Genomic DNA, 14,462 nt, shown 5'->3' with positions numbered 1-14,462 from the left:
CTTTTTTCCCTTCGCCCTCAAAAACAAGGCGCAACCTTTTCGGAATGTTTGTCAAGAGCGATTGTCCTCTCGTTCGGAGAATGATTTCCGCCCTGAACTATTGTGATTTTCAGTTTTTCATAGAAGTTTTGACACTACCTTCCTACCTAAATGCCCTCACTTCTATTCCATTATTTTGTAATTCCTTATTTATATATCTTGCAAATTCAATCGCGCGTTCACCATCACCATGAATACAAATGGAATCAGCTTTTAGTAAAACATCAGTACCTTGACAGGATTTTACTTTCCCCTCTGTTACCATTCGAATTACTTGATTGACCGCTTCCTCTTCATCCGTAATCAGCGCGTTTGATTGTTTACGAGATGTTAAAGTGCCGTCTTCTTGATAAGTTCTATCTGCAAATACTTCGTGCGCAGTTTGAAGTCCAAGTTTTTCTCCCGCTTTCGTTAACTCACTGGATGCAAGGCCAAATAAAATAAGCTCCGGAGAAACATCATATACCGCTTGAGCAATTGCTTCTGCAATTTTAGTATCCTTTGCAGCCATATTGTAAAGGGCACCATGGGGTTTTACATGTTGCATTTTTACCCCTTCAATCGTAAGAAACGCCTGCAGAGCACCAATTTGGTAAACCACCATATCATAGGCCTCTTGAGGAGTGATTGCCATTTCACGACGTCCAAACCCTACTAAATCCGGTAGACCTGGATGCGCTCCAATCTTCACGTTATTTTCAATAGCAATCTTCACAGTTTCACGCATCACAGATGGATCCCCAGCATGAAAACCACATGCAATATTAGCAGAAGTCACGTGCTCTAGAATCTCTTTTTGATTTGCAAGAGAATATCTTCCAAAGCTTTCACCAATATCGCAATTCAAATCAACATGAACCATTTGATTACCTCCTAAAATGTTGCTATTAATCTATCAAATGACAAATCTACTAATTATGTTATCACCAAAAAAATTAATATGCTATAATAATTTCCAATATTCAAAATAATTAATAAGGGGGTATAACATATGGCAATATACTTCAAACCTCTTGGAGATAGTGCTATTTTAGTAACTTTTGGTGATGGTATATCTGAAGAGATTCATTTATCTATAAAAAAGTTTTTAAAAATACTTGAGATGCATCCCTTTAACGGTCTGATAGAAGTGGTACCAAGTTATACGAATCTATGTATCTACTATGATGTTTATTTGGTGAGTCAATGGAAGTTTGAGGGTTCTACACCTTATGTGAAGGTTGTAAATTATATTAATACTTTATTGTTAAAAGAAGAAATCGAAGTAAATGAAACGAGTAGAATCATTGAAATACCTGTGTGTTACGGTGGCATTTATGGACCGGATTTAAATGAAGTTGCTACATATAATCAGCTATCTGAACAAGAAGTAATTCAAATACATACAAAAAATGAATGTCTTATTTATATGCTTGGGTTTGCACCTGGATTTGCTTTTATGGGAGGCATGGATGAAAAAATTGCTACCCCACGCAAGGAAACACCCCGATTAAAAATACCTGCAGGTTCTGTTGGCATTGCCGGAAAACAAACGGGGATTTACCCTTTTGAAACACCTGGTGGCTGGCAAATTATTGGACGAACTCCTTTAAAATTATTCCTACCAGAACAAAATCCCCCGACGCTGTTTCGAGCAGGTGATCGTATCCGTTTTGTTACGATTTCTGAAGAGGAATATAAGAATTTGGCAGGTGAAATAAAATGACAATGACTATTTTGAAGCCCGGCTTATTAACAACCATTCAAGATCTAGGCAGACGAGGTTCTCAACAGTATGGCGTTATTGTTAGTGGTGCCATGGATGCCACATCGTACCGTCTTGGAGAAATTCTATTGCAACAAGAACCTTCTGCAGCGATTGAATTTACTTTAGTTGGACCGACTGTGCAGTTTAATTGTGATACTGTTTTTTGCTTAACTGGAGCTGACTTCCATCCCCTACTAAACAGTGAGGCGTGCGCTATGTGGAGACCGGTATTCGCTGAAGCTGGAAGTATATTAAAATTACAATCTAGTGTGAGCGGAGCGCGTGGATACTTACATATTAAAGGCGGTATTCAGGTTGAAAAGACATTAGGCAGTTACAGCACTTATATACGTGCAGGGATTGGTGGCTATAAAGGCCACCCTCTTCAGAAGGGAGATGTTCTACCAATCTTGGAGTCTGCCCCGCTTCAAAAGGATAATTGGGCGATTCATCCAAAAGATTGGATCTCCACTTCTCAAGATGCTGTCATTCGCGTGGTGAAAGGAACTGAGTACGACCGATTTACAGATGAAAGTAAGGCTGCCCTTGAAAATACAACTTTTACCGTGACAAAAGACGCCGACCGTATGGGGTATCGTATGGAGGGAGAACAACCTCTTGCTTTGGCAGAAAAATTGGAGCTGTTATCAGAAGCTGTAACATTCGGAACAATGCAAGTTCCTTCAGGTGGTCACCCGATCATTTTAATGGCTGACCGTCAAACGACAGGCGGATATCCAAAAATTGCGCAAGTGATCTCTGTTGATTTACCAAAATTAGCTCAACTTCAGCCTTTTGCGAAAGTTCGATTTGAGCTGGTTACACTGGAAGAAGCGCAAGAGTTGATTATTAAACAGGAAAAGGAATTTGGGTTGTTGAAGAAAATAGTAGATGGTATCGTTAACTAAATCCATAAAATACGCGCAAACCTTTATTACGATGGGTTTGCGCAAATTAATTATTGGAGGAAAATAAATGATTGAAAAGCAAATAAACTCTCCCAGAGGCACGGTTTATTACTGGACAAACGAGCTGACTTCCCCTCAAAAATTGGCCATTGTATTTTGCCACGGACTCACCGCAGACCATACCCTTTTTGATAAACAAGTGGAGCATCTATCTGCTCACTTTAAGCTGATTACTTGGGACTATCCCCTACATGGAAAATCCAGACCTTATCAAGAATTCTCCTTCGCCAATGTAAATAAGGAACTGCTAGCCATCCTCGAGCAGGAACACATTGAAAAAATCATCTTAGTGGGACAATCCGCAGGTGGTTACATTGCCCAATCCTTTATTTCTGAACATGCAGATAAGGTCGTTGGATTTATAGGAATTGGCACTACCCCTTTCGGTAAAAGTTACTATAAAAAATCAGAACTTTTCTGGATTAAACATTTCGCCACGATCCCAAGACTTTATCCTTATCGTTACTACTGCAAAACGAGCGCAAAAGCGATTACGACTACTGTAGAAGCAAGGAATAGTATGTACGACTCATTAATACGTTTAGGTAAACAAGGCATATTGAAAGCAGCGAGTGCAGTATACGGTGAGTTTTTGAAAATTGAGGATGAGGTGCAATTTAACTGCCCTGTTTTGATTACATATGGTGAGCATGACAATACAGGTTATATTAAAAAGTACTGTAAAAGTTGGGGGGAAAAGACAGGTTTCCCGGTGAAGGTTATTTCGAACGCCTCACATAATGCGAATTATGATAATTATGAAGAATTCAATGAACTGCTCCTTACTTTCGTACAATCCATTTTTGAAAACAGAAATTAATAATCTTAATTTGAATATTAATTTTATTGAACACAAAATTAAAATAATTAATTTTTACGCTTTATTTTCTTAATGTTCCGTTGTATAATCAAATTAACTTAAAGAAAGGAATTTGATTATGACATATCAAGTAATCACAACCTGTCCTGTCTGTAGCGAAACGTTAAAAATTACAAAATTGCAGTGCACCCATTGTCATACGACGATTGAAAATGAGTTTGAACTGTCAAAGCTTGCTTCCCTATCAAAAGATCAACTTCATTTTGTAGAAGTATTTTTAGCTTCTAGAGGAAGTATTAAAGAAGTTGAAAAGGAACTGGGGATTTCTTATCCAACGGTTCGAGGAAAGCTCAATGACATCATTTCAGCACTTGGTTATGAGCAGAAAAAGAAAAATGAAGTCGATGAGAAAAAGATTGTTACGATGTTAGAAAATGGCGAAATCACAGCAGAGGAAGCCATTAAACTTTTAAAAGATGAATAGGAGGAAAGTACATGAAAGATGAGATTGCAAGAGTTTTAACAATGGTGCAAGAAGGTAAAATTGATGCTGATCAAGGTGCGGAATTAATTCAAGTTTTACAAGAAAAAGAAGACACTGGCAATAAAGTCACTAAACCCGCTAAATATTTAGACAAAACTTTGAAAATTCGCGTTGTCTCTGCCCAAAATGATAATGTTACAGTCAACTTACCTATCAAGCTTGTAAAAGTCGCTTTAATGGCTGGATATAGCATCGCATCGACTATCCCTCAATCCGAAAAATACGTAAAAGATCTAGACATCGGAATCATCATCGAAGCAATCGAAAACGAACTGGATGGTCAAATTGTTGATGTGAAATCGGCTCAAGGTGATACTGTTGCCATTTTTATTGAATAGGAGATCAACTTATGATGCGAGTAAAAGTAAAGGCAAATAAAGTACGGCTTTCCATTCCGATTCCTTACGCATTTTTTAACATTGCGATTTCCATTCTGTCTTCGAAACGATTTCAGCGGAATGTGAATAGATGGATTTCAGATCACTATGAAAGAACGAAAAAGGAAGTTCCCTTCACCTTCCCACAAATAGATAAACAAACATTAAAACCTTTCGCTAAAGAATTGAAAAAACATAAAGGACTTGTACTTGTCGATGTAAAAGCAAAGGATGGTTCCGAGGTTATGATTAGATTATAGCGGGACGTTGGGGACAGGCTTTCTGTCCCAGGTGGGACGTTGGGGACAGTAAAAGTGTCCCAACCAAAGTAACTGGGACACTTTTACTGTCCCCAGTGTCCCTTCTCACCCCAATCCCTCAATACATAACCTGCGGGTATAATAATCTTGTGGCGATGTATTTTCTGGCTTCTGGTGTTGTTAGTAATAATTTAACCTTCTCTCGATCAGCTGTGAATGGAGAGGCAAATTCAATGTGCATTCCGCTTAAGTCTTCAGTTATTATGCTAATTTCATAGCCGTCCTCAAAATAACTGTCGATCTTTCTTTTTTCAGCTTGAAACTCCATATATTCAGACATTGTTTATACCCCCATTGTATTTATCTCGCAATTCTATTAACCGCATAACGTTCCATCATCTCTTGTCTCTGATTCCACGTCATACTAGGTAGTGTATTTTTTAATTTCACCATTTCAATCGCACCATCAACAGGACAAACGATGGAACATAAGTTACAGCCAACACAATCTTCTTCTCGTACTTTTAACATCGGCTTTCCATTTGCACCAACTAACATATCGATACATTGGTGGGATGTGTCTTCACAAGCAATATGACATTTATTGCAGTTAATACATACATCATTATTAATCTTTGCAACTACTTTATAATTGAGATCTAAATCTCCCCATTCAGAGTATTTCGGCACAGTTTTTCCTACAATATCCATAACCGAAGAAATACCCTTCTCATCTAGGTAATTATTAAGACCATCAACCATATCCTCAACAATGCTAAATCCGTGGTGCATAGCCGCCGTACATACTTGCACGCCCGTGGCACCCATTAGTAAAAACTCAGCCGCATCCTGCCAGTTGGAAACACCACCGATACCTGAAATCGGTACATTAATATAAGGATTTCGTGCACATTCTCCTACCATATTTAAAGCAATTGGCTTCACTGCCGGGCCACAATAACCACCATGTGCACCTTTCCCTCCAACATGGGGGATTGTATTCCAAGTATCTAAATCAACACCTGCTAAACTATTAATCGTGTTAATCATACTAATGGCATCTGCGCCGCCATTCACTGCTGCTTGAGCTGTAACGGTAATATCCGTAATGTTAGGCGTTAACTTAACGATCACCGGAACCTCCGCTACTTCTTTTACCCAAAAGGTTTGTTTTTCAACTAGCTCTGGTACTTGCCCCGAGGCAGATCCCATTCCGCGTTCTGCCATTCCATGTGGACAGCCAAAGTTTAATTCAAACCCATCAACTCCCACATCTTGCACACGTTTTACAATCTCGTGCCATTTATGCCGTTTCGGTTCAACCATTAATGAAGCAATAATTGCATGATTAGGAAATCTCTTTTTCGTTTCATAGATTTCCTTCAGGTTCACTTCAAGAGGACGATCGGTAATTAATTCAATATTGTTAAAACCTGCAACTCGTTGGCCATTAAAACTTACAGCCGCAAAGCGTGATGAAACATTCAATATCGGATCACCTAGTGTCTTCCAAACGGCTCCACCCCAACCAGCTTCAAACGCTCTTTGAACTTGGTACCCAGAGTTTGTAGGTGGTGCGGAGGCTAACCAGAATGGATTGGGCGATTTAATACCTCCTAAATTTATACTTAAATCTGCCATAACGTATCCCCCTCTCTTTAAGCAATTTCGACCTGAAGTTGAAACGATTTATGAATTGCCTTCGCAACATTCTTCCCTTGTTCTACTGCAGAAACAACCATCGCTTCTCCTTGTCCGTTACCAAAAATAACATCACCACAAGCATAGATTTTCTTTTGCGAAGTATTGAATGAATCATCCACTTGGACAACACCAAATACATTCTCTAAGTCAAATGCCTCGATTAACTCTTCATATCGCGATTGACCAATTGCTTTTATCACCGCATCCACCTCAATCGTAAACTCTGAGCCATCAACAGGAACTGGTTTTTGTCTCCTATCTGTACCCGCTTCGCCTAACGTCATTTTCAAACATTTTAACCCAGTCACTTTTCCGTTTTCGCCGATCACTTCAATCGGAGCAGTAAGCCATCTAAACTCGACGCCATCTTGCTTTGCAAACTCATATTCAAACTGATAAGCTGTCATTTCTTTTTGCGTTCGTCGATAAATAATCTGTACATTCGAAGCGCCTAATCTCATCGCAGTAGTGGCCGCGTCAATCGCTGTATTCCCAGCACCGACGACCGCTACTTTTTTACCTCTGAGCTCCTCTGTTGGCTCGTTTATTTTTGTATCTTTAATAAATTCAATTGCATCATATACGCCATCTAATTGTTCGCCTTCGATTCCTAATTCCGGCACTTTACTCATCCCAATGGCAAGTACAATACGATCGTAATTTTTCACTAACTCACTAACAGATACGTCAACACCGACACGGCAGTTTGTTTTTATTTCAACGCCTAATTCCACTACTTGTTGTACTTCCCACTCAACGACTTTTTTAGGAAGTCGGAAGGAGACAATTCCGTAACGCCCTAGACCGCCAGCTTCCTTTTCCGCTTCAAAAATCGTTACTTTATAGCCTAGGCGACTTAACTCTCTTGCAGCTGATAGTCCTGCAGGGCCGCTTCCAACAATCGCAACGGTATTGCCATTGCTAACACCCGCTTCCAATAACGGTTTATCTAGTTTCATTGCATAGTCCGTCGCGTAGCGTTGTAAGTTTCCAATATTAATAGGCTTTGATACGCCATTTAATACACAAGCCCCTTCACATAACTCCTCCGTTGGGCATACACGGGCACAACTTGCTCCAAGTGGATTTGCTTCTAGGATCGTTTTAGCTGATCCTTTTAAATTATTAGAAGCTATTTTTTTAATAAAATTCGGTATTTGAATTCCTGTAGGACAGGCTTTTATACACGGGGCATCATAGCAATATAAACAACGATTTGCTTCGATGATTGCGTCTGTTTTCGTCATGCCTTTATAGATTTCCTCAAAGTTCTCCTTTAAATTTGGAGAAATGAAACCACCAGTTATACTACTCATTTATCCCTCTCCTTTTAAGGCAACTTTTTATTAATTCAATAAGACGGTTTCTAATGGACTCACTACTTTTTTCTCTAATTGACGTTTAATATATTTACCGCCACCGATCGTGCCTACAAATTCTTTGTCTTTCACAATGAATTCTCCACGTAACAGTACGCTTACCGGCTCACCCGTTACTTCCAATCCTTCAAAGGCGTTGTAATCCACATTCATATGATGTGTTTTTGCTGAAATGACACGTTTAATCTTTGGATCAAAAATGACAATATCCGCATCCGACCCGATGGCGATCGTTCCTTTTTGAGGGTATAGTCCGAAAATTTTTGCTGCATTTGTTGATACTAAGTCAACGAAATCATTAATTGAGATGTATCCTTTGCATACACCTTCTGAATATAAGACACTGAAACGATCTTCAATAAATGGACCGCCATTTGGAATTTTGGAGAAGTCGTTTATACCTAATTGTTTTTTTCCATTAAAGTTGAATGAACATTGGTCTGAGCCAATAGTTTGTAGTTGCTTTGCTTTTAAAGCATTCCATAGAGGTTCTTGATGTGATTTTGGTCGAAGTGGTGGTGACCAAACATACTTGGCACCTTCAAATCCTGGTTGAGCGAGAAGTGATTGGTCTAATGTTAAATATGGAGGACAAGTTTCACCGTACACGTCATATCCTTTTTCACGAGCTTTGATGATTTCATCTACTGCTTCTTTACAAGTTACGTGTACAACATAAAGTTTTGCCCCTGCTACATGAGAAAGTTCAATTGCCCGTTTAGTCGCTTCCCCTTCTATTTCTGGTGGGCGTGTTAATGCATGATAGATTGGCTCTGTGTTGCCTGCCATCTTTGCTTCTTCTACAAGTTCGTCGATAACCGAACCATTTTCACAGTGCACCATGACAATGGCTCCCGTTTCTTTCCCTATTTTAAAAGCCTTGAATAACGTTCGATCACTAGCTTGGAATTCTTTCGCATAAGCCATGAAGACCTTAATTGACGTAATTCCTTCTTTTTCTAATAAAAGAGGTAGTTCTTTTTCAGTTTCTTCATTTAAGTCAGTGATCATCAAATGGAATCCGTAGTCGATAACCGCTTTACCCTCTGCTTTGTTATGCCATTTATCAACAGCTGTCGTTAATTTCGTTTCACCAGCTGTTAAAGCAAAGTCTAAAATGGTTGTTGTACCACCAAATGCAGCAGCAATCGTCCCAGATTCCCAATCATCATCAGTTACTGTGTTATTAAAAGGCATATCTAAATGAGTATGGGGATCAATGCCTCCTGGGAATACATATTTTCCTGTCGCATCAATGATTTCCGCATCTATATTTACAAAATCTTTTCCAATTTGAACGATTTTTTCACCTTCAATTAATATATCAGCCTCAAAACTATCTGTAGCAGTTACAATCTTACCACCTTTAATGATTTTCTTTTTCATAGAAACACTACCTCTCTTTCGTTAGTTGAATCACTATTGAAATAAACTTCATTTTTAGGGTAATGAACAATGTTATTAACTTACCACGGCACTATAAAGGGGGAACAATAGAGCGCCGTGGTAGATGTATATTTGTAAACACATGCTTTCATTTGGAAACATGTGAACAAAACGAATTAAATAAATGCTTCTTTTTTAGCAAACTTTGTTTGAAGTTTTAACACGGTTGTGAGTAAAACATCTGCTCCTTTTGCACAATCTTCAAAGGAGGTCTCTTCTTCTTCGCAATGGCTTTTTCCATTAATACTTGGAACAAAAATCATGGCTGTTGGTATTATCGAAGCAATAAATTGCGCATCGTGACCAGCACCACTATATAAACGTTTAGAGGAGTATCCATGCAGATCACAAGCTTGTTCTATCTCATCACATATTTCCGGCTCAAATACCACTGTATCTCTGCCCCAAAGCTTTTGTTTCTGTATATAGCAACCCGCTTCTTCAGCAGGTAAAGCCTCAATAATTTGTTCTACTTCAATTATTTTCAACGGGTCTTTATGGCGCGCATCAATCGTAAACACCACTTTATTTGGAATAACTGTGTGTATATTTGGTGTGACGTTCATGCGACCAATTGTATAAACAAGTTCTTCGTCTACCTTGCCAAGTTGCTCTATTAAAATAGAAATTAGTTTAGTAGCTAAAAATAAAGGATCTTTACGCATCTTCATCGGTGTCGTACCAGCATGATCGGATTCGCCACTAATACTTACTTCATAACAGCTCATACCAAGCACACCTTCTACAACGCCAATTTCTACTTTTTCAGTTTCCAAAATTGGTCCCTGTTCAATGTGTAGTTCAATAAAAGCGGCGGCTTCTTTCAAGCGATTTTCGATACTGCCTTCATAACTACTTTCCTTTAATGCCTCTTTAAAAGTGATACCGTCTTTATCCGTTGATTGAAGCATCTTTTCTTTATCAAATTTATTAGTGATAACACCCGAACTCATCATTGCTGGGTCGAATCTGGCACCCTCTTCATTTGTAAAGTTAACAATTGTCAGCGGGATCTCCAATTCAATATCGTTCTCTTTAATGGTTCTGACAGCTTCTAAGGCAGTTAATACGCCTAAAACCCCATCGAATCGTCCACCTTTTACAACGGAATCTAAGTGAGAGCCCATCATGATTGGTGGCACATCTTTTTTCCCAGGAAGTGTTGCATATATATTACCCATGTCATCTATCCTTACATCTAAACCTAAGTTCTTACAGCACTCACAAAAATAGTCCCTAACCTCAATATCTTCTTTAGATAAGGAGAGTCTTGTAACTCCACCGTTGTCTGTAGCACCAAATCGACTAAATTGTTCAATTGAATCCTTTAAACGAGATTGATTACATTTAAACATAAAAATCACACCTCCAAATTCAATGTTAGGTAAATTAACACTATTTTTATTTGATTATTTTAATGTATAATATTTTCACAGTATATGGACATTGGTCTAAAAATTGTTATGCAATTGCACATACGAAATGTTACTTTTATTAACACCCTTTATCGAAAGGAGTTTTTTATGATCACAGTTAGAGAATTTCTTCACGCACCGGAATTCAAACATCTTCAATTGATCGCAGGTGAGAAAGGTTTAAATCGAAAACTTTCAGGCATTAACGTGATTGAAAGCACCGATTTAATCTCATTTTGCAGACCAAACGAATTAATAGTAACGACTGGGGTTCAAATGAAAAATGATATAGAGCAGCTCGAAACACTAATTCGTCAATCCTATTCCAAAAATGTCGCAGGTTATATTATCAATATCGGCCCTTATATACCGGAAGTACCAAAGTCAATCCTTCAGTTTGCTGACGAGTACCAATTCCCCCTTTTTCAATTGGATTGGAAGCATCGGGTAGCGGATTTATTGAAAAACACCATTGAACTACTCTCTACAACTCAAACATCCTACCAACAAGAGAATGAACAAAAACTTCTATATAATTTGATTTTTCGCTTTGACCGTCCTAACATCTCGATTGAGGAAAACCTACATAAAAGAGGGATTCCAAAGGGAGCAGAACTTGGAATCATCACATGTACAACAAAGAATGCAAATCACTCCATTTCTAACTATTCGGATATAATCTTTCACGAATTCAATAATCGGTACAATAATTTCCTATCTTTTACGCATAACAATGAACTCATTTTTTTGATTAATCGAAGTGAAGTGAAAATCAATCATATTCCCTTCTCAAAAACAGTTGAGAAAATTTACGAGAAAGTAATTGAGAAAAGTGGAGAGCTAGACTTGATTATTGGAATGGGGAATTTTTATACAAATTTGAAGAAAGTCGCAAAGAGCTATGATGAATCCTTAACCGTCATACGTTTGGTCAAACAACACAAGAACCCATCGATTCAAAAGTACAAAGAAATTGGGACCTATAAAATCATTATGAACGTTCCAGATCAATCCATTATCAAAACGTTTCACCAGGATATGCTCGGTCATCTTTATTTTTATGACCAACTACACAACACTGATTTCGTTGATTTTTTACGCATTTTCCTCGAAGAAAACGGCAGTGCCAACAAAATCAGCAAACGCCTCTTTATCCATCGCAACACAGTTAACTATAAAATTAATAAAATAGAATCTTTACTAGATTTAGATTTAAATAGTACATTCGCAAGAACGAATTTAAATGTCGCTTTTATGATTGAAGATGTCTTGAACCAACAGAAAAATTAAATGGGACATTGGGGACAGTAAAAGTGTCCCAGCCAACGTTGCTGGGACACTTTTACTGTCCCCAATGTCCCGCCATATCACCCCACTTCCATACTGAGGAGTTCATATGCTTGGATTGCTAATTGTAGTGCTAATTTGTTTTTAGTACACATGTAATCTTCGCCTAACAGTTCTTTTATTTTCGCAAGGCGATAGTATAATGATTGTCTTACAATATGTAACTCATCTGCTACAGATTGCTTTGAACCGTTTCGATCAAGGTAAATTTTTAATGTTTTTAATAAATCACTATTTTTCTTTCGATCTTCTTCTATTAACGGACCAATATACCTTAATACAAAGGACTCCAGCTTCCCCTTTTCATGCAAATTCAATAAAATTTCAAGGGTACCTAAATCGTCATAAAAAATCGTTGAAGATTGGAAAAAGGATTTTAGTAATATGGCTTTATTCGCTTCTTCATAACAATAATGCGTATTGTTTAACCCTTTATAAGTAGAGCTAATGCCCATATACACTTGAAATTTTTTTCGCGTTTCTCGATTATTTAACACATTATCGATTTGTTTCGAAATCAATTCTAGTTTTTCTTTCTTCTTAAGTTGTTCTTTTTTCGTATTAGTAGGGAATAAATCAAAGGCAAGGATCGCTAAACGCTGGTCTTGAATGGTCATAAAACAACGGAATGAATATTGTTCAAAGATGGACCTAACAATACTAAAAAAATGGATGCCCATTGAATCACTAATACTTTCTGCGGAATGTTCATGATCGATTTTTTTCATTTCAAGAATACACACTTGGTAAGACAAATTGTTCAGCGTTTTAAATTCGTTTCCTAACTGCGATCGTATTAATAATTCATCTATTAATTGATTCTGAATCAGTTCATTCATCCAGTAACACTCTACAAAGTGACTTCTTTCTAATTCACTTTCATTCGGAACACATTCAGTTGTTAAGGTTGAATTTAAGCCCATTCGCTTCATCCTTTCAAATATAGAATGCAATAATCCATTCACCAGAACTTTGTAACATTTGAATAACTTGAATTTTATTGTTTTCATTTTAATGGATAGACATTTTACATACTATGGACATAACAATGAAAAAAATTATGCAGTTGCACATGTGATATGTTAGATTTCCTAACACTCGAAATAAAATCCGGAACTCCAACCTTTCTGACCCACAAAAAAAGCCTTAAAAGTTTGTTCAACTTTTAAGACTTCCGATTCATCTCGAATACTAATAATCTATTTTCCTTTCGCCATCTCCATAATTTCATTTGTATAGCTCTTCGTGATATCTGCAGGATTTTTAATAACCCCAAATTCATATGCGATATCAGCTGTTTGTTGGAACATTTCTGCGTCGATTACTCCGATATTTGCAGCATCAAATCCTTCAGGAACAACCAACTTCGCCACTTCTTCCATCATTACTAATTGGTGCTCTTTTGTCGTACTACCTTCTTCAACTTGTGCCATTATAATATCAACAGCTTCTTCTGGGTTTTTAATCGCATCTTGCCATCCTTTAATCGATGCTCTAACGAATTTTGCTGCCACTTCTTTATTATCTGCTAGCCATTCAGAGTTCGCGAACAGGTTATCTTCTAGCATCGCAACTCCTTCTTCATTCATATCAATAACTTTTAAATCACTCGCTGGGACGCCAGATTCAAGAACAACATGATATTCGTTATACGTCATAACAGATGCAGCATCTAGTTCACCAGTTAAGAATTGGTCCATTGTAAATGCTTGCTTAACGAAGCTTAAATCACTATTTGGATCTAATTCGTATTTATCAAACAATGCTAAAAGCTCAAATTCATTTCCGCCCATCCAGTTTCCAACGTTTTTACCTGCTAAATCTGCAGGTGATTCGATACCAGAATCCTTCTTAGTAATGAGTTGTAATCCACTTTTTTGATAGATTTGCGCGATTTGAACTAATGGCATTCCTTGTTCTTGGTGAGGTAGTAAACTAGCTACCCAGTCTACACCGATTTGCGCTGCACCATTAGCAACTTGTTGTTCAGGAACGATGTCGGGACCACCAGGAGCAATCTTCACATCTAACCCTTCTTCTTTGTAATACCCTTTCTCTAACGCAACAAAGTAACCAGCAAATTGTGCTTGAGGCACCCATTTTAATTGTAAAGTAACTGGTGTTAATCCAGCATCTGATGAAGTTCCAGAGGACGTATTTGTTTCTGAGCTGCCACAACCTGCAAGGATCGTTACCAATACAAGTAAAGCTAAAAACAATAATCGATATGCTTTTCCCATTTTTCTTTTCATTTGTTTTCCCCCATATCATATGAACGTATTGTCAAAAATAATTTATATAAATCGCTAATAATTGTTGGTTTTACAGTCTTTTACGCAAAAAAACTTGCCACCCCCTTAATTTTGGTGTTAGTTGAGGTTACCACACACAAAACTACCCAAAAAGGAAGTGACAA

The 14,462-nt window shown here is 37.7% G+C and carries 15 protein-coding genes; 7 read left to right on the top strand and 8 right to left on the bottom strand.

Going from position 1 to position 14,462, the window contains the following annotated elements; all coding sequences use genetic code 11:
* Positions 1-142 precede the first annotated feature (142 nt).
* The gene (pxpA, locus tag ACOQFO_RS02790) at positions 143-901 is read right to left on the bottom strand and encodes a 5-oxoprolinase subunit PxpA (protein ID WP_421688191.1); all 759 of its coding nucleotides are present in this window, start codon (positions 899-901) and stop codon (positions 143-145) included.
* A 129-nt stretch (positions 902-1,030) separates the two neighbouring features.
* Between pxpA and pxpB the strand changes: the two genes are divergently transcribed.
* From pxpB to ACOQFO_RS02760, 6 genes are all read left to right on the top strand, one after another.
* Entirely contained in the window at positions 1,031-1,744 is a 714-nt protein-coding gene (pxpB, locus tag ACOQFO_RS02785; protein ID WP_421688190.1) for a 5-oxoprolinase subunit PxpB, read from the top strand.
* Entirely contained in the window at positions 1,741-2,694 is a 954-nt protein-coding gene (locus tag ACOQFO_RS02780) for a biotin-dependent carboxyltransferase family protein (RefSeq protein ID WP_421688189.1), read from the top strand. Before pxpB ends, ACOQFO_RS02780 begins: the two co-directional genes overlap by 4 nt.
* 67 nt (positions 2,695-2,761) lie before the next feature.
* Positions 2,762-3,574 carry an alpha/beta fold hydrolase gene (locus tag ACOQFO_RS02775; RefSeq protein WP_421688188.1) on the top strand — a complete coding sequence of 271 codons (813 nt, stop codon included), beginning with the start codon at positions 2,762-2,764 and terminating at the stop codon, positions 3,572-3,574.
* A 118-nt stretch (positions 3,575-3,692) separates the two neighbouring features.
* Positions 3,693-4,058, top strand: coding sequence for a DUF2089 domain-containing protein (locus ACOQFO_RS02770; RefSeq protein ID WP_421688187.1), 366 nt, complete (start codon positions 3,693-3,695; stop codon positions 4,056-4,058).
* 11 nt (positions 4,059-4,069) lie between these two features.
* Positions 4,070-4,456: an SHOCT-like domain-containing protein gene (locus tag ACOQFO_RS02765; protein ID WP_421688186.1), complete on the top strand. Its 387-nt coding sequence runs from the start codon at positions 4,070-4,072 to the stop codon at positions 4,454-4,456.
* A gap of 11 nt (positions 4,457-4,467) precedes the next feature.
* The gene (locus tag ACOQFO_RS02760) at positions 4,468-4,755 is read left to right on the top strand and encodes a hypothetical protein (protein WP_421688185.1); all 288 of its coding nucleotides are present in this window, start codon (positions 4,468-4,470) and stop codon (positions 4,753-4,755) included.
* Positions 4,756-4,873: 118 nt separating this feature from the next.
* On the opposite strand, the gene ACOQFO_RS02755 is transcribed toward ACOQFO_RS02760, so the two are convergent.
* From ACOQFO_RS02755 to ACOQFO_RS02735, 5 genes are all read right to left on the bottom strand, one after another.
* Positions 4,874-5,095: a hypothetical protein gene (locus tag ACOQFO_RS02755; protein WP_421688184.1), complete on the bottom strand. Its 222-nt coding sequence runs from the start codon at positions 5,093-5,095 to the stop codon at positions 4,874-4,876.
* Between the two features lie 20 nt (positions 5,096-5,115).
* Positions 5,116-6,396 carry an NAD-dependent dihydropyrimidine dehydrogenase subunit PreA gene (gene preA, locus ACOQFO_RS02750; RefSeq protein WP_421688183.1) on the bottom strand — a complete coding sequence of 427 codons (1,281 nt, stop codon included), beginning with the start codon at positions 6,394-6,396 and terminating at the stop codon, positions 5,116-5,118.
* A 17-nt stretch (positions 6,397-6,413) separates the two neighbouring features.
* Positions 6,414-7,775: an NAD(P)-dependent oxidoreductase gene (locus tag ACOQFO_RS02745; protein WP_421688182.1), complete on the bottom strand. Its 1,362-nt coding sequence runs from the start codon at positions 7,773-7,775 to the stop codon at positions 6,414-6,416.
* A gap of 30 nt (positions 7,776-7,805) precedes the next feature.
* Complete coding sequence (gene hydA / locus ACOQFO_RS02740) at positions 7,806-9,224, bottom strand: dihydropyrimidinase (protein ID WP_421688181.1); 1,419 nt, start codon at positions 9,222-9,224, stop codon at positions 7,806-7,808.
* A gap of 176 nt (positions 9,225-9,400) precedes the next feature.
* Entirely contained in the window at positions 9,401-10,639 is a 1,239-nt protein-coding gene (locus tag ACOQFO_RS02735) for a Zn-dependent hydrolase (protein WP_421688180.1), read from the bottom strand.
* Between the two features lie 168 nt (positions 10,640-10,807).
* On the opposite strand from ACOQFO_RS02735, the gene ACOQFO_RS02730 reads away from it, so the two are divergent.
* Complete coding sequence (locus ACOQFO_RS02730; protein WP_421688179.1) at positions 10,808-11,989, top strand: PucR family transcriptional regulator; 1,182 nt, start codon at positions 10,808-10,810, stop codon at positions 11,987-11,989.
* A 77-nt stretch (positions 11,990-12,066) separates the two neighbouring features.
* Here the strand turns inward: ACOQFO_RS02730 and ACOQFO_RS02725 are convergent, their stop codons facing one another.
* Positions 12,067-12,969, bottom strand: coding sequence for a PucR family transcriptional regulator (locus tag ACOQFO_RS02725; protein ID WP_421688178.1), 903 nt, complete (start codon positions 12,967-12,969; stop codon positions 12,067-12,069).
* A 276-nt stretch (positions 12,970-13,245) separates the two neighbouring features.
* On the bottom strand, positions 13,246-14,298 hold the full coding sequence (locus tag ACOQFO_RS02720; RefSeq protein ID WP_421688177.1) for an ABC transporter substrate-binding protein: 1,053 nt from the start codon (positions 14,296-14,298) through the stop codon (positions 13,246-13,248).
* Positions 14,299-14,462: the final 164 nt, after the last annotated feature.

Origin of the sequence: Ureibacillus sp. MALMAid1270 (genome assembly GCF_049202975.1) — a bacterium.
GTDB lineage: Bacteria > Bacillota > Bacilli > Bacillales_A > Planococcaceae > Ureibacillus.
Note: the sequence above shows the minus strand (reverse complement) of the source record. Positions and strands in the feature narration are given on the sequence as shown.